Origin of the sequence: Mesorhizobium caraganae (assembly GCF_016836705.1) — a bacterium.
Taxonomy (GTDB): Bacteria; Pseudomonadota; Alphaproteobacteria; order Rhizobiales; family Rhizobiaceae; genus Mesorhizobium; species Mesorhizobium caraganae.
In genome coordinates this window covers 343,581-363,967 of sequence record NZ_JAFCGY010000003.1, presented here as the reverse complement: position 1 = coordinate 363,967, position 20,387 = coordinate 343,581, and the positions used below count along the sequence as shown (strand labels likewise).

The following is a 20,387-nucleotide window of genomic DNA, read 5'->3' as shown; positions in this document are numbered from 1 at the left end:
TCACCCCGCCATCAGCGCCTTGATGCCGTCGGCGACGAACTGCACTGCGAGTGCGGCCAGGATGACGCCAAGCAGGCGGGTCAGGATCGAGCGGCCGGTCTGGCCGAGGATGCGGTCGATACGTTCCGACAGCACGAATACCAGATAGGTGATGGCCAGGCAGACGAAGATGATGCCGACGAGTGCTGCCTGTGCGGTAAAACCCTGAAACGAGCCGGACAGAAGCACAGTTGCCGAAATCGCGCCGGGGCCTGCAATCAGCGGGATCGCCAGCGGGAAGGCGGCGATGTTGTGGATCATGTCCTTGGTGATGGCGACGTCGCCGATCTTCTCCTTGCGGTCCTGGCGGCGCTCGAACACCATTTCGAAGGCGATGAAGAACAGCAGGAACCCGCCGGCGACGCGGAAGGCCGGCAGCGTGATGCCGAACACTGACAGGATCGAGGCGCCGGCCACCGCAAACAGCGCCATCACCAGGAAGCCGATGATCGAGGCGCGCACCGAAACCTGCTGGCGCTCCTCGCGGTTCATGCGGCGTGTCACCGCAAGGAAGAGCGGCGCGAGACCGGGCGGGTCGATGGTCACCAGAATGGTGACGAAGGCGTTGAACAGGCTGTCGAAACTCGGCATCGCTGACCCCTCCCGCCGGGCCGAGCCCCGCACCACCCTATTGGTAAAGCAAAGCCCGGCCGGTGGGAACCGTCAGGATTCTGGTGGCCGGCAGCTTAGCCGGCAGCGCTGCAATAGGCCTCCAGGCGATAGCCGTCGGGATCGATGACGAAGGCGGCATAATAGTTCTCGCCATAGTCGGCGCGCAGGCCCGGCGCACCATTGCTGTTGCCGCCTGCACGCAAGGCGCCGGCATGAAAGGCGTCGACGCTGGCCCTTGTCGGTGCGGCGAAGCAGAAATGCAGGCCGGATTTTTCGTCAGCCGGCACCGGCCGCGCCGCGTCGTTCACCCAAAATGCCGCCGCCTGCGCGCCATAGCCCAGCGAGCCCGGCGACTGGCTGAGGCAGGAATAGCCGAGCGGCTTCAGCGCGGCATCGTAGAAAGGCTTTGACACGGCGGTGTCGCGGACACCGATCGAAACGTGGTCAAGCATGGGTTTCTCCTTGTTGCAGGTGTGTTGCGCCATCAGCCCTGGGCGACGCGGCGCGCCAGGAACTCGACTTCGAGGCGCCATGTCTCCCCATTGTCGTGCGAACGCTCGCCGAGCCAGCGGAAGCTGTCCTTGGTGATGCGTGAAAAACTCCAGCGGACCGAGGAACCAGTGCCGTCGGCGCCGACCTGCACAATCGTGTCGCCTTCGGCGCGTCCAAGCTGGCGGCTGTAATATTGGTTACGCGGATCGCTCCAGAAGATGTGCCAGGCATCCGTGCCGGGATCATAGGCCCGCAGCGTTGTGCCATAAAAGGTCCATTTGCCGAGCGAGGGCGAAGGGCCGGCATCGCGCGCGGGCAGGATCCACACATCCTGGATCGCCTTGCCTTCCAGGACCCAGCCGAAATGCACCTCGCCGCGCCCGGTCAAAACCGTGCCGTCCTCGAGGTGGCGCGTGGCATCGAATGTCCAGGCGCCGACGAAACGGCCGTAGAGGTCGAGCTTCTCAGCCAGATCGCGATTGGGGCCATCGCTGTGCAGCGCTTGGCTGAAAGAAGATGAATTGGTCATGTTGCTGCCTTCGTGGTGTCAGGAGGCTGCAAGCGATAGGCCGGGGCAGGGTGTTGCGCTTGGGAAAAATTGCTATCTTTCAAGCCATGACGACGAGCGAACAAAAACTGGCTTCGGGGCCGGACTGGTATGTGTCCGACGTGGTGTGCACCGCAGGCGCCGGCGATCGCCCGTTCGAGGAAGAGCACCGCGGTGTCTGCATTGCCGCAGTCACCAGCGGCAGCTTCCGCTACCGCACCAGCCAGGGCACCGCCATGCTGGCGCCAGGTGCCGTCCTGCTCGGCAATGTCGGCGCCTGCTATGAATGCGGGCACGAGCACGGCGCCGGCGACCGCTGCCTGTCCTTCCACTTCGCTCCCGCCTATCTCGACCGGATTGCCAACGACGTGACTGGCGCCAAGAAGCTGACGTTCGGGGTGTCGCATCTGCCGCCCTTGCCGGCGCTGGCGTCGCTGCTGGCCGAGGCCGAAGCGGCGCGCGAGACGGCCGATACCGACGCCTTCGAGGAGCTTGGCCTGCGCATAGCCGGCGCAGCCCTTACTGTTGCCAGCGAGGCCGCGCCTGCCGCTCGCCCACCGAGCCGCCGTGACCAGAAACGGGTTGCCGAAGCGGTCCGGCAGATCGAACTCAATGCCAACCGGCCGGTCTCGCTTTCCGAGCTTGCCGGCTCGACGGCGACCAGCCCCTATCACTTCCTGCGCACCTTCCGGCAGGTCGCCGGCATGACGCCTTATCAGTTCCTGCTCAGAACCAGGCTGCACCGCGCGGCGGTGCGGCTGCGCATGTCGGATGAGCCCATCTCGGCAATCGCTTTCGAGGCCGGCTTCAACGACCTGTCGACCTTCAATCGCCGTTTCCGGCGCGTCATGGGCGAGACGCCGGGAGACTATCGCGCGCGCCGGTCAGGCAGCGCCTCGCCGTCACCGTCAGCGTTCGCAGCCTTCTGACCTCAGTCCGAGGTCGGCCTGCACCAAGCGCTGATCCTAGCCAAGAGCAAGGACGCGGACTATCTGCCGGGCTGGTGGCCGCAGCTCCTCCACGGCGACAGGCTTGAGCAAGGGTTCCCGCTCGGTGGTCATGGCGCCTTGTCCTGTTGTCCGACAAGTTTCTTGTCCGACGATAGCGCCTTGATGGCGGCGTCGACGCTGTGGAAGATTCTGTGCGGGCCGACGATGTCGGCGATACCGAAACGCGCCAGCGCCGCCTGGGCACGCAGCGATTCCAGCCGTGCGATGGCAAAGACAGCACCGGCCTTGCGGCAATGGTCGACGGTTTCGATCAGCGCCTGTGCGGCGGTATAGTCGATCTCGGCGATGTTGCTGGCTTCGAGTACGACCAGTTTCACACTGTCGCCCCGGGCGTCGATCAGTTTGCGGACGCCGCGCTTGAAGCTTTCGGCATTGACGAAGGACAGCGGCGCCTGGAAAGCCGCGACCAGCACGCCGGGGAGTTGCTCGCCGGCCGACGGCGTGCTCGGCGGCCACCACACCGAGGTGCCCGGAACCTGTTCCAGTTCGATCGCCTGCGTGCGTGTCGCGCTCCACAGTCCATGCAGCAGCGACAGGCCGATGCCGATCGCGACGCCGGTTTCGATCGGCAACACGACGATCGCCGTCATGGTGACCAGGATCAGCAGGAATTCGACCGGCGCCTGCCGGTAGACACTGGCAAACACCTTCCAGCGCAAAATGTACTGGGCAACGAACATCAGCACCCCGGCAAGGGCGGCCTGCGGGACATCGGCAAGCAGGCCGCCGCCAAAGGCGCCCAGCGCCAGCACGATTGCCGCGGCAATCAGGCCTGAAAACTGCGAACGGCCGCCCGACTGGGCGGCGATTGCGGTGCGCGGCGGGCTGGCATTGACCGCGAAGGCGCCGAACAGGCCGGACAGGATGCTGCCGGCGCCGACACCGACAAAGTCGCGGTTGATGTCGTCGCCAGCAAAGGAGCGGCTGGTGGCCGCCGTCTGCACCATGACCACGATGGCGATCAGCAGGGCCAGCGGTAACACCGCCTGCGCATCGCTGAAGCTGACCGTCGGCAGGCCGGCCTGCGGCAGGCCGTAGGGAAAGGCGCCGAGAACCTCGACGCCGCGCGCCTTCAGGCCGAAGATCGCAACCGCCAGCGTCGCCAGCACCATGCCGATCAAGGCGCCGGGGATGCGGGCGCTGATGCGCTCGGCGGTGAATACAATGGCAAACACGCCAAGGCCGAGCGCCAAGCTCCACGGGTTGATGAGGTGGAGATTGGCGGCGATCTCACCGACGCGGCGCAGCGTTTCGCCGCTTTCGGGCGGCAGCCCGAGCAATCCGGGCAGTTGCGAAACGATGATATGGACCGCGATGCCGGCCAGAAAACCGGTGGTGACTGGGACAGACAGAAGGTCGGCGATCCAGCCGAGCCGGAAGATGCCGCTCAAACCCACCAGTAGCCCGACCATCAGCGCCAGCATCGCCGCCAGCGCCAGATAATGCGCCGAGCCGGCAACGGCGATGAGCGCGAGGCCGCCGGCAAACAGCGGTGTGATGGTCGAATCCGCCCCGGACGACAGATGGCGGTTGACGCCGAACAGGGCAAAGGCCAGTGATCCCGCGACAAAGGCGAAGAAGCCGATCTCGGGCGCAAAGCCGCCAAGCCGCGCCGTCGCCATCTGTTCGGGAATGGCGATTGCCGCCAGCGTCAGCCCGGCGGCCAGATCGCCATTGAGATCCCCGGGCCGCCAACCGCTCAGCGCTCGCAACGGCAGCCACCGGGTCCAGTTCATCGTGCTTATGGCTCCCGGCCGGGGAAAACGGTCCATCGCAGGCTTTTGCCTGGCGGCGGCGAAATACGCTTTTGCCAAATCGTCGCAATCAGCGGTATCCATTTGAAATTACCACCGAAATTGTCTTTGGAAAAGTGCCGGGAACATTGGAGTTTCGAGCGGGCTTCCTATATAAGCGGTCAGTGATTCCTGATTAGATTGTGATCCAATTTGACCGACCAAAAGACACCGCGCGGCGCCGACGGCGGCCCCACCGGCATCGAGCCGATCTCCATCATCGAGGAGATGCAGAGCTCCTACCTCTCTTACGCCATGAGCGTGATCGTCAGCCGTGCGCTGCCGGACGTTCGCGACGGCCTGAAGCCGGTGCATCGCCGCATTCTCTATGCGGCGCATGAGAGCGGCTACCACTGGAACCGCAAATATGTGAAATCGGCCCGCCCGGTCGCCGACGTGATGGGTAAATACCATCCGCATGGCGACGCCTCGATCTATGACGCCTTGGTGCGCATGGCGCAGGACTGGTCACTGCGGGTGCCGCTGATCGACGGGCAAGGCAATTTCGGCTCCATCGACGGCGATCCGCCGGCGGCCATGCGCTACACCGAGTCGCGCCTGACCAAGGTCGCGCATGAGCTGCTCGAGGACATCGACAAGGAAACCGTCGATTTCCAGGAGACCTATGATGCCTCCGACACCGAGCCGAAGGTGTTGCCGGCTCGCTTCCCCAACCTTCTGGTCAACGGTTCCGGCGGCATTGCCGTCGGAATGGCCACCAACATTCCGCCGCACAATCTGGCCGAAGTCTGCAACGGCGCCATCGCCATCATCGACAATCCGGCGATCGACCTGCCGGCGCTGATGGAGATCATTCCGGGTCCCGATTTCCCGACCGGCGGCATCGTGCTTGGCCGTTCCGGCATCTATAGCGCCTATGCGACCGGCCGTGGCTCCATCGTCATGCGCGGCAAGGTCAATGTCGAACAGCGCGGCAATGACCGGGAATCGATCATCATCACCGAAGTCCCGTACCAGGTGAACAAGGCCTCGATGATCGAGAAAATGGCCGAACTGGTGCGCGACAAGCGCATCGAAGGCATTTCCGACATTCGCGACGAAAGCGACCGCCAGGGCTACCGCGTCGTCATCGAGCTGAAACGCGACGCTGTCGCCGATGTCATCCTCAACCAGCTTTACCGCTTCACGCCGCTGCAGACTTCTTTCGGCGCCAATATGGTAGCGCTGAACGGCGGCAAGCCGGAAGTGATGACGCTGACCGACATGCTGAAGGCATTTGTCGGCTTCCGCGAAGAGGTGATCAGCCGGCGAACGAAATTTCTGCTGCGCAAGGCGCGCGACCGCGCCCACGTCCTGGTCGGCCTCGCCATTGCCGTCGCCAACATCGACGAAGTGATCAAGCTGATCCGCACCGCGCCCGATCCGCAGACGGCGCGCGAGCAGTTGATGGAGCGCCGCTGGCCCTCCGGCGACGTCGAATCGCTGATCCTTCTCATCGACGATCCGCGCCATCGCATCAACGAGGACGGCACCTACAATCTGTCCGAGGAACAGGCGCGCGCCATCCTCGAACTGCGCCTTCAGCGCCTGACCGCGCTCGGCCGCGACGAGATCGCCGACGAGTTGAACACGATCGGCGCCGAAATCGTTGATTACCTTGATATTTTGTCGTCCCGCGCGCGCATCCAGCAGATCGTCAAGGACGAGCTCGCCGCCGTGCGCGACGAGTTCGGCACGCCGCGCCGCACCGAGCTCACCGACGGCGGCGCCGACATGGAAGACGAGGACCTGATCCAGCGCGAGGACATGGTCGTCATCGTCAGCCATTCCGGCTACATCAAGCGCGTGCCGCTGTCGCTCTACCGGGCGCAGCGCCGCGGCGGCAAGGGCCGCTCCGGCATGTCGACCAAGGAAGAGGATTTCGTCACCCGGCTGTTCGTTGCCAACACCCATACGCCGGTGCTGTTCTTCTCCTCGCGCGGCATAGTCTACAAGGAAAAGGTCTGGCGGCTGCCGATCGGCCACCCGCAGTCGCGCGGCAAGGCGCTGATCAACATGCTGCCGCTCGAGCAGGGCGAGCGCATCACCACCATCATGCCGCTGCCCGAGGACGAGACCAGCTGGGGCGAGCTCGACGTGATGTTCGCCACCACGCGCGGCACCGTGCGCCGCAACAAGCTTTCCGACTTCGTCCAGGTCAACCGCAACGGCAAGATCGCCATGAAGCTGGAGGAGGAAGGCGACGAGATCCTCGGTGTCGAGACCTGCACCGACAATGACGACGTGCTTTTGACGGCGGACTCCGGCCAGTGCATCCGTTTCTCGGTCGGCGACGTGCGCGTTTTCCAGAGCCGCAATTCGGTCGGCGTGCGCGGCATAAGCATGGCCGAGACCGACCGCATCATCTCGATGTCGGTGATCGAGCATGTCGATGCCTCGCCGGCGGAGCGCGCCGCTTACCTGAAGCGGGCGGCGGCGGAGCGACGGCTCGAGACGGCCGGCGAGGAAGAAGAGATCGCGCTGACCAATGAGGAGATCGGCGAGGAGGCGGAGCTTTCCGACGACCGCTACGAATTCCTCAAGGCGCATGAGCAATATGTGCTGACGGTGACCGAATATGGCTACGGCAAGCGCTCGTCGTCCTACGATTTCCGCCTGACCGGGCGCGGCGGCAAGGGCATCCGCGCCACCGACGTGTCGAAAACGGCAGAGATCGGCCAGCTGGTGGCGACCTTCCCGGTCGGCAATGACGACCAGATCATGCTGGTTTCGGACGGCGGCACGGTCATCCGGGTGCCGGTCAACGGCATCCGTTTCGCCAGCCGCGCCACCAAGGGCGTGACCATCTTCAACACCGCCGAAGGCGAGAAGGTGGTTTCGGTCGAGCGGATATCGGAACCGCAGTCTGACGAGGATGCCGAGGAGAACGGCGAGGGCGGTCCGGATGCAGCGGATGCCGCACCCGACAGCGCCGAATAGGCTCAGACACAACAACGCCGGCCCGATGGGCCGGCGCGATCAAGACTTAGCCGGTAAGATTAGTGGTGACGGTGGGGCCAGCGAGCGCCGAAGCCTTCGAAGCGCTTGGTCCGGACACGGACACGCTCTGCTTCCTGATGCAGCCCGAATGCGGTAGCAATCAGCATGGCGACGGTCATTGCGGTGGCGAGCATGTAGATCAGCATTTGCGTGTTCTCCTGCGCCTTACAACGGTTAGATGGGGTTTTGGTTTCATCTTCTGAAGTGCACACTAGTGAACGCTGCGTGAAGTCTTCGTGATCAAGGCATTCATCTGTCGTTCATGTCTGCGAAAAGGTTCACGCAGATGTTCCCAATCGCATTTGCCTTCCGTCCAATGCCCCGCTAGAGCATGATCCCGAAAAGTGGAATCCGGTTTTCGGAAACAGATCATGCTCAAACCGAGAGATAGAGCCCTATCCCTGCCATGACCGAACGCACCGCCCTTTATGCCGGCTCCTTCGACCCGCTGACCAACGGACACCTCGACGTCCTGAAGGCATCGCTGGCCGTTGCCGACACGGTTTATGCGGCGATCGGCACCCATCCCGGCAAGACGCCGCTGTTTTCCTTCGAGGAACGGGTGAAGCTGATCGAGGCGGCGACCAAGGCCGAATTCGGCCGCGACGGCGGCCGCATCAAGGTTGTCGCGTTCGACGGGCTGGTCATCGACGCCGCCAGAAAGCACGGCGCCTCGATCATGATCCGCGGCCTGCGCGACGGCACCGATCTGGACTACGAGATGCAGATGGCCGGCATGAACGAGACCATGGCGCCGGAGTTACAGACTGTTTTTCTGCCGGCAAGTCCGTCAGTCAGAACCATTACCGCCACACTTGTGCGCCAGATAGCTTCGATGGGCGGCGACATCCGTTCCTTCGTGCCGGCCGCGGTTGCCGGCGCGCTCACCGCAAAATTCAAGAAATAATCCCCCGGAGATCCCTATGCAGCTGAAGAAGCTCGCCTCGTTCCTCGTTGTGCTTGCCGGTCTTGTCATCGCATCTGTCTCGGCCTATGCCGCCGATCCGGAAAACACCATGATCATCACCTTGAAGGATGGCGACGTCACCATCGCGCTGCGGCCCGACCTGGCGCCCAAGCATGTCGCCCAGATCAAGAAGCTGGTGCGCGAAGGCGCCTATGACAATGTCGCCTTCCACCGCGTTATCGATGGCTTCATGGCGCAGACCGGCGACGTCAAGTTCGGCAATATGAAGAAGGGGTTCAGCCCCGAGGCCGTCGGCACCGGCGGCTCCGATCTGCCTGATCTGCCCGCAGAATTCTCGCAGAGCGAACATTACAAGCGTGGCACGCTCGGCATGGCCCGCTCGCAGGATCCGAACTCCGCCAATTCGCAGTTCTTCATCATGTTCGCGCCGGCGCCGAACCTCGACGGCCAGTACACTATCGTCGGCAATGTCGTCAGCGGCATGGAATTGGTCGATCACATCAAGAAGGGCGACGAGGCCGACAATGGAACGGTCAGCAACCCCGACCGCATGATCAAAGTGCGCATCGCCGCAGACAAGTAGTCTATCAAATCAATCTGTTTTTCTGAGATAAAGGATATCCGACATGGCTGAGATCAAGGACCGCGAAAACGCGCTCATCATGGAAACGACCAAGGGCAAGGTCGTCATCGAACTGTTCCCCGATCTGGCCCCCGGCCATGTCGCCCGCATCAAGGAACTGGCGCGCGAAGGCGCCTATGACGGCGTGGTCTTCCACCGCGTCATCGAAGGCTTCATGGCGCAAACCGGCGACGTCAAGTTCGGCAATTCGAGCAAGCCCTCATTTGCCCCCTCCCGCGCCGGCATGGGCGGCTCGGAAAAGCCCGATCTGAAGGCTGAATTTTCCAACGCCAACCACGGTCGCGGCACCTGCTCGATGGCTCGTTCGCAGAACCCGAATTCGGCCAATTCGCAGTTCTTCATCTGCTTCGACGATGCCGCTTTCCTCAACCGCCAGTACACGGTCTGGGGCCAGGTCATCGAAGGCATGGACAATGTCGACAAGATCAAGCGCGGCGAGCCGGTGGTCGATCCCGACAAGATCGTGTCGCTGAAGGTCGCGGCCGACGTCAAGTAAGGACAAACGACAATGATGGGCGTGGTCTGGTCGCTGCTTGGCATCCTGTCCGGCGCCTTCATCGCCGTTCAGGCGCCGATCAATTCGCAGCTGGCGCGCGGCCTGGGTCTCCCGGTCGCGGCGGCGGCGTTTTCGTTCCTGTCCGGCGCGATCGTGCTCGGCATCATCGCCGTCGCCGTGGTAAAGTTGAACGACATCTCACTCGACTGGAAGGCGCCGGCGCCCTGGCTGTTCATCGCCGGCGGCATGCTCGGCGGTTTCTACGTCACGCTGTCGACCATTTTGACGCCGCGCATCGGTGCGGCCGCCCTGATGGCGTTCCTGGTTGCCGGCCAGCTCTTGGCCGGCATGCTGATCGACCGCGTCGGCTTCCTCGGCGTGGCGGTGCGCGAGATCTCATTCGGCCGCGTCGCCGGCGCGGTGCTGCTCTTGGCCGGAGCGCTGCTCGTCCGGCTTTACTGATGCGCGTCGACCTCTTCGACTTCGACCTGCCGGAGGAGCGCATCGCGCTTCGCCCGGCCGAGCCGCGCGACAGCGCCAGGATGCTGGTGGTCAGGCCGGGCGAGGGCCTTTCGGACCGCATGGTGCGCGACCTGCCGTCCCTGCTCGGGGACGGCGACGTGCTGGTCTTCAACGACACCAAGGTCATCCCGGCGCAGCTGAAAGGCATCAGGCGGCGCGGCGAAGCGCAGGCGCAGGTCGAGGCGACGCTGCACATGCGCATGGCGCCGGACCGCTGGCTTGCCTTCATGCGGCCGGGCAAGCGCATCGCTGCCGGCGACCGCATCCATTTCGGCCATGACAGCAATTCCTGCTTCCTCGGCCAGCTCGACGCCACGGTGATCGAGAAGGGCGAGGCTGGCGAGGCGCTGCTCGGCTTCGACCTGTCCGGCCCGTTTCTCGACGAGGCGCTGCGCGCCGTCGGCCACATCCCGCTGCCGCCCTACATCGCCTCCAAGCGTGACGATGACGCGCGCGACTTGACGGACTATCAGACCATCTATGCCAGGGAGGAGGGCGCGGTTGCCGCGCCAACCGCCGGCCTGCATTTCACGCCGGAGCTATTTGCCGCGCTAGACGCCAAAGGCATCGAACGCCGCTTCGTCACGCTTCATGTCGGCGCCGGCACCTTCCTGCCGGTCAAGGCCGACGACACCGCCGACCACAAGATGCATGCAGAGACCGGTTCAGTCAGCGAGGCGACCGCAGCGGCGCTCAATGCCGCGAAGGCGAGGGGCGGGCGCATCATCGCCGTCGGCACGACCTCGCTGCGCCTGCTGGAGAGCGCGGCAAAGCCCGACGGTACGCTCGCCGCATGGTCAGGCCCGACCGACATTTTCATCACGCCCGGCTATCGGTTCAAGACTGCCGACCTGCTGATGACGAATTTCCATCTGCCGCGCTCGACGCTGTTCATGCTGGTTTCGGCCTTCGGTGGCCTCAACACAATGCGGGCCGCCTATGCGCATGCCATCGACACCAGCTACAGATTCTACTCCTACGGAGACGCAAGCCTGCTTTATCGAGCGGAGATGAGCGATGGACGATGATCTGCAAGCCTTTGACCGAGAAAGCCTGATCGCGGAGGTGAAAAAACTGCGCGCCGGCATTCGTGCGCACCGCGATACGACGGGCCATGATCTGTGCTGGCATCATCCTGATCTGTGGGATCTGTTGCCGGAAAAGACCGAGCCTTCGATCGCCGTGCCGCCGTGGCCAAAATTCATGCGCGGCTGCATCCAGTATCGCCAGTCGCTCGATAGGCAGGCGCCGGACGCACCTGTCCATGACAAGGAATTCAATGGCTAAGCCGTTTACCTTCAAGGTCCTTGCCACCGACGGCAAGGCACGGCGCGGTGTCATCGACATGCCGCGCGGCGAAATTCGCACGCCGGCCTTCATGCCGGTCGGCACCGGCGGCACGGTCAAGGCCATGTATATGGACCAGGTGCGCGGCGTCGGCGCCGACATCATCCTGGGCAACACCTACCATCTGATGCTGCGGCCCGGCGCCGAGCGTGTGGCGCGTCTTGGCGGCCTGCATGAGTTCGCCCGCTGGCCGCAGCCGATACTGACTGACAGCGGCGGCTTTCAGGTGATGTCGCTGTCGAAGCTCAGGAAACTGACCGAAAAGGGCGTCACCTTCCGCTCGCATATTGACGGCGCGCCTTACGAGATGTCGCCGGAGCGCTCGATCGAGATCCAGGGCCTGCTCGATTCCGACATCCAGATGCAGCTCGACGAGTGCACAGCGCTGCCGGCCGATCTGAAGGAGATCGAGCGCGCGATGGAACTGTCGCTGCGCTGGGCGGAGCGCTGCAAGACGGCGTTCGGCGACCAGCCGGGCAAGGCGATGTTCGGCATCGTCCAGGGCGGCGATAATGCAGCACTCAGGGTGCGCTCGGCGCAGGCGCTGAGCGCCATGGATCTGAAGGGCTACGCCGTCGGCGGACTGGCCGTCGGCGAACCTCAAGCGGTGATGCTGGAGATGCTCGACATCACCTGTTCGGAACTGCCTGACAACAAGCCTAGATATCTCATGGGCGTCGGCACGCCGGACGATATTGTGAAATCGGTGGCGCGCGGTATCGACATGTTCGATTGCGTGATGCCGACCCGCGCCGGCCGCCACGGCCTGGCCTACACCAGGCGCGGCAAGGTCAATTTGCGCAACGCCCGTCATGCCGACGATCCGCGCCCGCTCGACGAGGAGAGCGACTGCCCGGCGGCACGCGATTATTCACGCGCCTATCTGCATCATCTCGTGCGCTCGCAGGAGGCGCTGGGGGCGATGCTGCTGACCTGGAACAACCTGTCCTACTATCAGAAGCTGATGCAGGACCTTCGCACGTCGATCGAGGCCGGCGCCTTCGAGGCGTGCGCGGCCGAGATTTCCGAGGGCTGGGCGAGGGGCGATATCCCTACCCCTTGAACAAATCAACGCCACCTGACGATGATTGACGGATCCATTGTCCGGGCGCAGATTCCGGTTGGGGTCAGGCCATGACTGTCACATATGAACTTGGCGGCAAGACCGCGATCGTGACTGGCGGCGCACGAGGCATCGGCAAGGCCATTGCGGCGCAGTTGTTGAACTCCGGGGCCGAAGTCTGGATATGGGATGCTGATCCGACACCTGTGGACGGCGCGCATTGCCAGACGGTCGATGTGACAAAGGCTCACCAGATCAAAGACGCCCTGGCCGAGATCGTCGCAGACAATAGCCGGATTGACATTCTAATCAACAATGCAGGCTATTTAGGCGACTATCGTGGGTTCGAGGCATTCGATCCGATCGAGTGGCAACGCATCATCGGTGTCAACCTGATCGGCGTTTTCGAGGTTACGCATCAGGTTCTGCCGATCATGCGCAAGGTTGGTAGGGGCCGGATCATCAATATGGGATCCCTGGCAGGCAAGGAAGGGTTGCCGAATCTGGCCGCCTATTCAGCGGCAAGTGCAGGCGTCATTGCCTTTACGAAAGCCTTGTCGCGGGAGACCTGCGATACCGACATTCGGGTGAATTGCGTGGCACCGGGGCCGATCGATACCGAGTTGATCAGGCGCCTTGGAAACGATGTCGTAGACGACATGATACATGATAAATGCCAGCCCGCTCAAGCGCCTTGGCGAGGTGGATGAAGTGGCGGCACTGGTGCTTTGGCTTTGTTCCGACGCCAGCGCATTCAACACCGGAGCCGTGTTCGACATGTCGGGCGGCAGGGCACGCTACTGAGGCTTTGTGCGTCAGGTGCTCAGTGAATTCGACGCCCGCAGGCTGCAGCCGGTGATCTGGAAACTGCCGTCGGGCTGCTGCTGCAGCGTATAGACCGCCTCGTAGTCCTTGCCGTCGGGACCGACGATGAGCACCTGCTGGATGATCGAGCCTGGGCCGGTCTGCTCGACCTTGCCGAAGGAATAGCTTTGTGGCTGACGCACCGGCGCGTAGCCGTTAGTCACCATGTTCATGAAGGCGTCGACGGTCGGGAAAATCTGCTTCACGTTTGGAGCAGCGTAGCTGTAGGCCTTGGCGCCATCGTTTGCGATGAGCGCCTTCAGCTGACCGTCGATGACGGCCTGGCCGGCCTTGATTTCGGCATCGCCGGCAAGGGCTGCCGAGATGAACAGGGAAGACGCGAACAGCAATGAAACGACTGCGAATGCGATACGGCGCATGGCCTGTCTCCATTGTCTCCTGACAAATCGCTGTCTGAAGGCACATCATACCATACGCTCGGCGCTGCCTCACGGTTTCAGCAACCGCAAATATTCGCCACGCAAGTGCCGCAAGATCATGCTTAAGCATCGCGCATCGTAGGGGACGGGTGGGACCCGTTCGCGCACCAGGGACGAACCATGTCTAAGCAGCCGATCGATCGGCGCCTTTTGCTGAAGGGCGCGGCTAGCTTTGCAGTTCTGGCTCCCTTGCCCGCTTGGGCAGCCACCGGGCCGACCGTCACCGAAATCGCCTTCGATCCGGCCATTCCAGCGCTCGGCAATCCGGATGGCGACGTCACCATCGCCGAACTCGTCGACTATCAGTGACACGCCGTCGCCAAGGCGCATTCGGCCTGATGCTTGAAAGCCGGGCAGCAGTCTGCGAGAAGGGCCGCCATGGGCGCAAGATGCGCGTTTCAACCTGGCAGGACCGGCAATGAAGACGTTTTTTGTGCAGATAAAGTGCGACCTGGGCAAGTCCTACGAGGTCGCCAGCGCGCTCGCCGACGCCGAGATCGCCTCGGAAATCTACTCGACCGCCGGCAATTACGACCTGCTCGCCAAATTCTATGTCGACGACGAGGAAGATGTCGGCCACTTCGTCAACGAGAAGGTGCAGCATCTTCCCGGAATCAAGGACACCTTCACGGTCGTCACTTTCCGCGCTTTCTAAAGCAATTCCAGGAAAAGCGTGAATCGGTTTTCCCGGGAAAAGCGCGTAGCGCTTTCCCTTGGGAATTGCGTTGAAACAAAGGATAGAGCGGTTCACCGTTTCCGTGAAACGATGAACTGCTCTAGCGCCGCATCAGGCACTTGCCTGGCGACGAGGCAGAGCCTGATTACGTCCCTGTTTCGACTGCCCTAATTTTGGGCAGTCGTAACATACTGATCGCCGATGTCCGCCAAATCACCGATTGCGCTTGATTTTCTCCCGCGACGCCAGTGAAATGGCGTCACAGGGGAGTATGCGATTGGCAGCGTTCGATGAAATGCTTCCGGAAGTTTCCGGACTGAGAAAACCGTATACGGCTTACGACCGCTGGCTGAAGGAGCAGGACCCGGCCAGGCTTACCGAAAAGATGCAGGACGCCGAGCGCGTCTTCCGCAAGACCGGCATCACCTTCGCCGTCTATGGCGAGCAGGAAGCTTCCGAGCGGCTGATCCCCTTCGATATCGTTCCGCGCATCATCTCCGGCAATGAATGGCGGCGCCTCACACAAGGCATCGAGCAGCGCGTGCAGGCGCTGAACGCTTTCCTTGATGACATCTACCATCGCCAGGAGATCCTGCGCGCCGGCCGTGTGCCGAGGGAGCTGATCGCCAGGAACGAGGCCTTCCTGCCGGAAATGATCGGCGTGCGGCCGCCGGCCGGCGTCTACACCCACATTATCGGCGTCGATATTGTCCGCATCTCTGAGAACGAGTTCTACGTGCTGGAGGACAATGCGCGCACGCCGTCGGGCGTCTCCTACATGCTGGAGAACCGCGAGACGATGATGCAGCTCTTCCCCGAGCTGTTCCAGCAGATCAAGGTACGGCCGGTCGAGAACTATCCGCAGCTCCTTCGCCAGTCGCTGGCAGCGGTCCGGCCGCAAAGCACCAAGGGCGCGCCGACCATCGCCGTGCTGACGCCGGGCAGCTTCAACTCCGCCTATTTCGAGCACGCCTTCCTTGCCGACCAGATGGGCGTGCAACTGGTCGAAGGCCAGGACCTGCGCGTCGTCGACGGCCATGTCGCCATGCGCACCACCGAGGGCTACAAGCAGATCGACGTGCTCTACCGGCGCGTCGACGATTCGTTCCTCGACCCGCTGACCTTCCGGCCGGACTCGGCCCTTGGCGTGCCCGGCATCATGGATGTCTACCGCGCCGGCAACATTACCATCGCCAATGCGCCGGGAACCGGCATCGCCGACGACAAGGCGATCTATTCCTACATGCCCGAGATCGTCGAGTTTTACACCGGCCGCAAGGCGATCCTCGGCAACATCCCGACCTGGCGCTGCTCGGAACCCGACAGCCTGAAATATGTGCTCGAACACATCCACGAGTTGGTCATCAAGGAAGTGCACGGTTCCGGCGGCTACGGCATGCTGGTCGGCCCGGCGGCGACCAAGAAGGAATGCCAGGACTTCGCCAAGAAGCTGCAGGCCAAACCGTCCAACTACATCGCCCAGCCGACGCTGGCGCTCTCGACCTGTCCGATCCTGACAGAAAAAGGCCTGTCGCCCCGTCACGTCGACTTGCGGCCATACGTGCTGGTGTCAGACCGTATCCAAATCGTGCCTGGCGGGTTGACGCGTGTTGCGCTGAAGGAGGGGTCGCTGGTGGTCAATTCTTCGCAGGGCGGCGGGACGAAGGATACGTGGGTGTTGGATGACTGAGTGAGTAGGGATTAGTCAGTAGGCAGTAGTAAAAAATAGGGGACAGGGAATGCCATATTCTATTGAAATTCAAATGATTACTAATCCCTACTCACCAATCCCTACTCACTAGCCCGAAGGGCCTCCCATGCTTCTCGGCCGCACCGCCAACGGGCTTTACTGGATGAACCGCTATATCGAGCGGGCGGAAAACATGGCGCGTCTGGTCGATGCCGGCCTGCGCATGGCGCTGACCCGTACCCAGAGCGCTTCGGAAGAGTGGAATTCGGTGCTGCTCAGCGCCGGCTCCGACGTCGCCTTCACGCAGAAATACCAGGATTATACCGCCGCCAATGTCGCCGACTTCCTGCTGCGCGACACCTCGAACCCGTCGAGCACGATGTCGGCGATCGAGACCGCACGCAACAATGCCCGCATGGTGCGCACCGCGCTGACACGCGAAACCTGGGAAAGCATCAACGAGGCCTGGATGGCGTTGAAGCGGATGCTGGCAAAGCCGATCGACGAGCGCGACCTGCCGAGCGTGCTCGACGCCATCAAGCGCGAGACAGCGCTTATCCGCGGCTGTTTCTACGGCACCATGCTGCGCAACGAGATCTTCGACTTCTCGCAGCTCGGCACCTATGTCGAACGCGCCGACAACACGGCGCGCATCCTCGACGTGAAATACTACGTGTTGTTGCCGTCGATCTCGTGGGTTGGCTCGACGCTGGACAATTACCAGTGGGAATCCATCCTGCGCTCGGTTTCGGCGCATCGTTCCTACCGCTGGGTCTATGAGGCCGACTACAAGCCGACCAACATTGCCGACTACCTGATCCTCAATGTCCGCATGCCGCGCTCGCTGACCTTCTGCTATCGTTTCCTGGCCGAGCATCTGAAATTCCTCGGTGACGATTACGGCGAACGCCATGCCTGCCACGCCACTGTCGACAGGACCCAGGCGATGCTGCGGGCAGGGTCGATCAAGGACATATTCGACGCCGGCCTGCACGAATTCCTGGCTAGGTTCATTCAAGACAACACCAAGCTGGGCGACGAGATCGCCCAGGATTACCGGTTCAATTGAGCATGACCCCGAACCGGAGGACCGCGTCAGCGAAAAGTGGGACCCGGTTTTCGGATAAGGTCATGCTCAAAACGGAAGACAAGTTATGAGATTGAAGATCACCCACCGGACCGAATACCGCTACGACGCGCCGGTACACTATCTGCTGCAGCGACTGCGGCTGTTGCCGGTCAGCGGCCCGACGCAGACTGTGCTGTCCTGGGCGCTGAAGATCGAAGGTGCGCGCGAGGAAGTGCGTTTCAGCGACCATTTCGGCAATGATAACAGGCTGTTGAGCGTCGAGGGCGAGCGTGACTTCATCACGGTTGAGGCCTCCGGCGAGGTTGTGACGCGCGACACAGCAGGCGTCTCGGGTCCGCATCACGGCTATGCGCCGCTCTGGCTGTTCAGCCAGGAGACCGCTTTGACCATCCCTGGCGACGGCATCCGCGAGCTTGCCGCGGCGGTCGGCAAAGGCACCGACATAGAGAGGCTGCATCGCTTGATGGCGCTAATCGTCGAGCGCGTCGCCTATACGCCAGGCACCACCAGCGTGACGACGCCGGCGGAAGAGGCGTTGGCGCTGAAGACCGGCGTCTGCCAGGACCACAGCCATATCTTTGTCGCCGCGGCCCGCGCCATGGGCTTTCCGGCCCGTTATGTCAGCGGCTATCTGATGATGGATGCGGCCATTGAACAGGCGGCGAGCCATGCCTGGGCCGAAGTCCATGTCCAGGGTCTCGGCTGGGTCGCCTTCGACGCCGCCAATGGCATTTCTCCCGATGAACGCTATGTCAGGGTGGCCACCGGTCGCGATTATCGCGACGCCTCGCCGGTGTCGGGAATTCGACTGGGACAGGCGGAGGAACAGCTTGCGGTCACCGTCACGGTAGAGCAGTAGTTCTCGGCAAGATTGCTGCCTGAAGAGATTCCATGACTTATTGCGTCGGCCTCAAGATCGATCGTGGGCTCGTGTTCATGTCGGACACGCGCACCAACGCCGGCATGGATTCGATCTCGACCTTCAAGAAGATGCATGTCTGGGAAGAGCCGGGCGAGCGCGTCATCGTGCTGATGTCGGCCGGTAATCTGGCCACGACGCAGGCTGTCATCAGCCTGCTCGACGAGCGCAACAAGGCGATCGGCGAACGCCATGCGACGCTGCTCGAAACCCCGTCCATGTACCAGACGGTGCGGCTGGTCGGCGACACCGTCAAGGAAGTCATCGCCCAGTCGTCACCGGCCGGCGAAAAGGCGGATTCCTATTTCAACGCCTCTTTCATCCTCGGCGGCCAGATCAAGGGCAGCGCGCCGCGACTGTTCATGATCTACCCCGAGGGCAATTTCATCGAATCGACCGACGACACGCCGTTCTTCCAGATCGGCGAGACCAAATACGGCAAGCCGATCATCATCCGCGCCTATGAAAGGACGATGAGCCTGGCCGAAACGGTGAAGCTGCTTCTGGTCTCTTTCGATTCGACGCTGAAGTCGAACCTGTCCGTCGGCCTGCCGCTCGACCTGCTGTTCCTCGAGAAGGATGCTTTCAAGGTCGGGCTGAAGAAGCGGATAAGCCAGGACGACCAGTATTATCGTACCATCTCGGACGGCTGGTCGAACGCGCTGAAAACGGCCTTTGCCAGCCTGCCCGATTTCCCGGGTTAGATTGCCTTGCTGGCGCTGTTGCGTGGCGCTGGCCGCGGCGATCGACGCTGCTTGGCTCAGGTCTGGAGACCAGAATGAACAGTGATGATTTCCGGCAATGGTCGAGGCACGCCGCCGATTGGGGAGTCGAATACCGCTCCTCGCTGCGCGAAAGGCCGGTGCGGCCGCTGGTCGAACCCGGCGACATCTTTCGCAGCATCGAGGCGTCGCCGCCGGAAGCGGCTGAGCCGATGGAGCGGATTTTCGCCGATTTCGAAGAGAAGATCGTGCCGGGCATGACGCATTGGCAGCATCCGCGTTTCTTCGCTTATTTCCCGGCCAATGCCGCGCCGGTCTCGGTGGTGGCCGAATATCTTGTCTCGGCGATGGCCGCGCAATGCATGCTGTGGCAGACCTCGCCGGCGGCGACCGAACTCGAGACACGCATTGTCGACTGGATGCGCCAGGCGCTCGGCTTGCCCGAAGGATTTTCCGGCGTCATCCAGGATTCGGCCTCGTCGGCGACGCTGGCCGCCGTGCTGACCATGCGCGAGCGCGCGCTCGATTGGCAGGGCAACAAGCAGGGCCTGGCCGGGCAGAGGCGGCCGCGCATCTATTCCTCCGATCAGGTCCACACCTCGATCGACCGCGCGATCTGGGTGTCGGGCATCGGCGAGGACAATCTGGTCCGCATTCCGGTCGCCGGGCGCTTTCGCGCCATGGATACGGTTGCACTCGAGGCGGCAATCGTCGCCGACCGTGAGGCCGGCATGCTGCCCGCCGGCATCATCGCCAGCGTCGGCGGCACCAGCACCGGCGGCACCGACAATGTCGCCGCCGTCGCCGCAGTGGCCAGGCGCCACGGGCTCTATCTGCATGTCGATGCCGCCTGGGCGGGATCGGCAATGATCTGCCCGGAATTCCGCCATTTCTGGGCCGGCGCAGAGCTCGCCGATTCCATCGTCTTCAACCCGCATAAGTGGCTTGGCGCGCAATTTGACTGCTCGATGCAGTTCATCCGCCAGCCCGAGGATCTGGTCCGCACTTTGGCGATCAAGCCCGAATTCCTGAAGACGCACGGCCGCGACGGCATCATCAATTATTCCGAATGGTCGGTGCCGCTCGGCCGCCGCTTCCGGGCGCTGAAACTGTGGTTTCTGCTGCGCGCGCACGGACTGGAAGCGCTGCGCAGCATGATCCGCAACCACGTCGGCTGGAGCGAGGGCCTTGCAGCGCGGCTGGCGAACGAGCCGGATTTCGAGATCGTCACTGAGCCAATGCTGTCACTGTTTTCATTCCGCCATAAGGCCACCGGCGATGCCGACGACCACAATCTGCGCCTGGTCAATGCCATCAACGACGATGGCCGCCTTTATCTGACGCAGACGCGGGTCGACGGACGGGTCGCCATTCGTTTCCAGGTCGGACAGTTCGAGACCACGGCGGAAGACGTCAATACCGCCTTCACTGTCATTTGCGACTGTGCAAGATCGCTCAGGCGCTGACAGCATGTACCGGCGGTTTCCCGCCCCA

At 62.7% G+C, this 20,387-nt stretch carries 24 protein-coding genes; 18 read left to right on the top strand and 6 right to left on the bottom strand.

Annotated features, from left to right (window positions below):
• From JQK88_RS11735 to JQK88_RS11725, 3 genes are all read right to left on the bottom strand, one after another.
• Positions 1 to 630 carry a MarC family protein gene (locus tag JQK88_RS11735; RefSeq protein ID WP_203278374.1) on the bottom strand — a complete coding sequence of 210 codons (630 nt, stop codon included), beginning with the start codon at positions 628 to 630 and terminating at the stop codon, positions 1 to 3.
• Between the two features lie 95 nt (positions 631 to 725).
• Positions 726 to 1,103, bottom strand: a complete 378-nt coding sequence (locus JQK88_RS11730; protein WP_192253742.1) for a VOC family protein — start codon at positions 1,101 to 1,103, stop codon at positions 726 to 728.
• Positions 1,104 to 1,135: 32 nt separating this feature from the next.
• Positions 1,136 to 1,672, bottom strand: coding sequence for a hypothetical protein (locus JQK88_RS11725; RefSeq protein ID WP_203278373.1), 537 nt, complete (start codon positions 1,670 to 1,672; stop codon positions 1,136 to 1,138).
• An 86-nt stretch (positions 1,673 to 1,758) separates the two neighbouring features.
• Between JQK88_RS11725 and JQK88_RS11720 the strand changes: the two genes are divergently transcribed.
• A complete protein-coding gene (locus JQK88_RS11720; protein ID WP_192253746.1) occupies positions 1,759 to 2,619 on the top strand; it encodes a helix-turn-helix transcriptional regulator in 861 nt (286 codons plus the stop codon).
• A 128-nt stretch (positions 2,620 to 2,747) separates the two neighbouring features.
• Here JQK88_RS11720 and JQK88_RS11715 read toward each other — a convergent pair whose 3' ends face one another.
• Complete coding sequence (locus tag JQK88_RS11715; protein ID WP_203278372.1) at positions 2,748 to 4,436, bottom strand: SulP family inorganic anion transporter; 1,689 nt, start codon at positions 4,434 to 4,436, stop codon at positions 2,748 to 2,750.
• 210 nt (positions 4,437 to 4,646) lie between these two features.
• On the opposite strand from JQK88_RS11715, the gene gyrA reads away from it, so the two are divergent.
• The gene (gene gyrA / locus JQK88_RS11710) at positions 4,647 to 7,433 is read left to right on the top strand and encodes a DNA gyrase subunit A (protein ID WP_203278371.1); all 2,787 of its coding nucleotides are present in this window, start codon (positions 4,647 to 4,649) and stop codon (positions 7,431 to 7,433) included.
• Between the two features lie 59 nt (positions 7,434 to 7,492).
• On the opposite strand, the gene JQK88_RS11705 is transcribed toward gyrA, so the two are convergent.
• Positions 7,493 to 7,639 (bottom strand): hypothetical protein, encoded by a 147-nt coding sequence (locus JQK88_RS11705; protein ID WP_192253752.1) that lies wholly within the window; start codon positions 7,637 to 7,639, stop codon positions 7,493 to 7,495.
• A 260-nt stretch (positions 7,640 to 7,899) separates the two neighbouring features.
• On the opposite strand from JQK88_RS11705, the gene coaD reads away from it, so the two are divergent.
• From coaD to JQK88_RS37385, 9 genes are all read left to right on the top strand, one after another.
• On the top strand, positions 7,900 to 8,400 hold the full coding sequence (gene coaD, locus JQK88_RS11700) for a pantetheine-phosphate adenylyltransferase (RefSeq protein ID WP_203278370.1): 501 nt from the start codon (positions 7,900 to 7,902) through the stop codon (positions 8,398 to 8,400).
• Positions 8,401 to 8,509: 109 nt separating this feature from the next.
• Positions 8,510 to 9,004 carry a peptidylprolyl isomerase gene (locus JQK88_RS11695; RefSeq protein ID WP_376740396.1) on the top strand — a complete coding sequence of 165 codons (495 nt, stop codon included), beginning with the start codon at positions 8,510 to 8,512 and terminating at the stop codon, positions 9,002 to 9,004.
• 43 nt (positions 9,005 to 9,047) lie between these two features.
• Positions 9,048 to 9,560, top strand: coding sequence for a peptidylprolyl isomerase (locus JQK88_RS11690; RefSeq protein ID WP_192253758.1), 513 nt, complete (start codon positions 9,048 to 9,050; stop codon positions 9,558 to 9,560).
• Positions 9,561 to 9,572: 12 nt separating this feature from the next.
• Positions 9,573 to 10,022 (top strand): DMT family transporter, encoded by a 450-nt coding sequence (locus JQK88_RS11685; protein ID WP_192253760.1) that lies wholly within the window; start codon positions 9,573 to 9,575, stop codon positions 10,020 to 10,022.
• Complete coding sequence (queA, locus tag JQK88_RS11680; RefSeq protein WP_192253762.1) at positions 10,022 to 11,110, top strand: tRNA preQ1(34) S-adenosylmethionine ribosyltransferase-isomerase QueA; 1,089 nt, start codon at positions 10,022 to 10,024, stop codon at positions 11,108 to 11,110. The genes JQK88_RS11685 and queA overlap by 1 nt, the downstream gene beginning before the upstream one ends.
• Positions 11,100 to 11,369, top strand: a complete 270-nt coding sequence (locus JQK88_RS11675) for a hypothetical protein (protein WP_192253764.1) — start codon at positions 11,100 to 11,102, stop codon at positions 11,367 to 11,369. The genes queA and JQK88_RS11675 overlap by 11 nt, the downstream gene beginning before the upstream one ends.
• A complete protein-coding gene (tgt, locus tag JQK88_RS11670; protein WP_192253766.1) occupies positions 11,362 to 12,492 on the top strand; it encodes a tRNA guanosine(34) transglycosylase Tgt in 1,131 nt (376 codons plus the stop codon). The genes JQK88_RS11675 and tgt overlap by 8 nt, the downstream gene beginning before the upstream one ends.
• Before the next feature lie 71 nt (positions 12,493 to 12,563).
• Positions 12,564 to 13,202, top strand: coding sequence for an SDR family NAD(P)-dependent oxidoreductase (locus JQK88_RS11665; protein WP_281434860.1), 639 nt, complete (start codon positions 12,564 to 12,566; stop codon positions 13,200 to 13,202).
• On the top strand, positions 13,159 to 13,296 hold the full coding sequence (locus tag JQK88_RS37385; protein WP_281401898.1) for an SDR family oxidoreductase: 138 nt from the start codon (positions 13,159 to 13,161) through the stop codon (positions 13,294 to 13,296). The genes JQK88_RS11665 and JQK88_RS37385 overlap by 44 nt, the downstream gene beginning before the upstream one ends.
• 11 nt (positions 13,297 to 13,307) lie before the next feature.
• Here JQK88_RS37385 and JQK88_RS11660 read toward each other — a convergent pair whose 3' ends face one another.
• The gene (locus tag JQK88_RS11660; RefSeq protein WP_112561549.1) at positions 13,308 to 13,736 is read right to left on the bottom strand and encodes a DUF4864 domain-containing protein; all 429 of its coding nucleotides are present in this window, start codon (positions 13,734 to 13,736) and stop codon (positions 13,308 to 13,310) included.
• A gap of 180 nt (positions 13,737 to 13,916) precedes the next feature.
• On the opposite strand from JQK88_RS11660, the gene JQK88_RS11655 reads away from it, so the two are divergent.
• The 7 genes from JQK88_RS11655 (at position 13,917) to JQK88_RS11625 (ending at position 20,359) form a co-directional block, all read left to right on the top strand.
• Positions 13,917 to 14,105, top strand: a complete 189-nt coding sequence (locus JQK88_RS11655; protein ID WP_192253768.1) for a hypothetical protein — start codon at positions 13,917 to 13,919, stop codon at positions 14,103 to 14,105.
• A 109-nt stretch (positions 14,106 to 14,214) separates the two neighbouring features.
• Positions 14,215 to 14,451: an Lrp/AsnC ligand binding domain-containing protein gene (locus tag JQK88_RS11650; protein WP_112561551.1), complete on the top strand. Its 237-nt coding sequence runs from the start codon at positions 14,215 to 14,217 to the stop codon at positions 14,449 to 14,451.
• 298 nt (positions 14,452 to 14,749) lie between these two features.
• Complete coding sequence (locus JQK88_RS11645) at positions 14,750 to 16,162, top strand: circularly permuted type 2 ATP-grasp protein (protein ID WP_162712104.1); 1,413 nt, start codon at positions 14,750 to 14,752, stop codon at positions 16,160 to 16,162.
• 127 nt (positions 16,163 to 16,289) lie between these two features.
• Positions 16,290 to 17,231 carry an alpha-E domain-containing protein gene (locus tag JQK88_RS11640; RefSeq protein WP_192253770.1) on the top strand — a complete coding sequence of 314 codons (942 nt, stop codon included), beginning with the start codon at positions 16,290 to 16,292 and terminating at the stop codon, positions 17,229 to 17,231.
• A gap of 85 nt (positions 17,232 to 17,316) precedes the next feature.
• Complete coding sequence (locus JQK88_RS11635) at positions 17,317 to 18,111, top strand: transglutaminase family protein (RefSeq protein WP_112561555.1); 795 nt, start codon at positions 17,317 to 17,319, stop codon at positions 18,109 to 18,111.
• Between the two features lie 32 nt (positions 18,112 to 18,143).
• Complete coding sequence (locus JQK88_RS11630) at positions 18,144 to 18,875, top strand: proteasome-type protease (protein ID WP_203278369.1); 732 nt, start codon at positions 18,144 to 18,146, stop codon at positions 18,873 to 18,875.
• A 74-nt stretch (positions 18,876 to 18,949) separates the two neighbouring features.
• Complete coding sequence (locus tag JQK88_RS11625; protein ID WP_203278368.1) at positions 18,950 to 20,359, top strand: pyridoxal phosphate-dependent decarboxylase family protein; 1,410 nt, start codon at positions 18,950 to 18,952, stop codon at positions 20,357 to 20,359.
• Positions 20,360 to 20,387 lie beyond the last annotated feature (28 nt).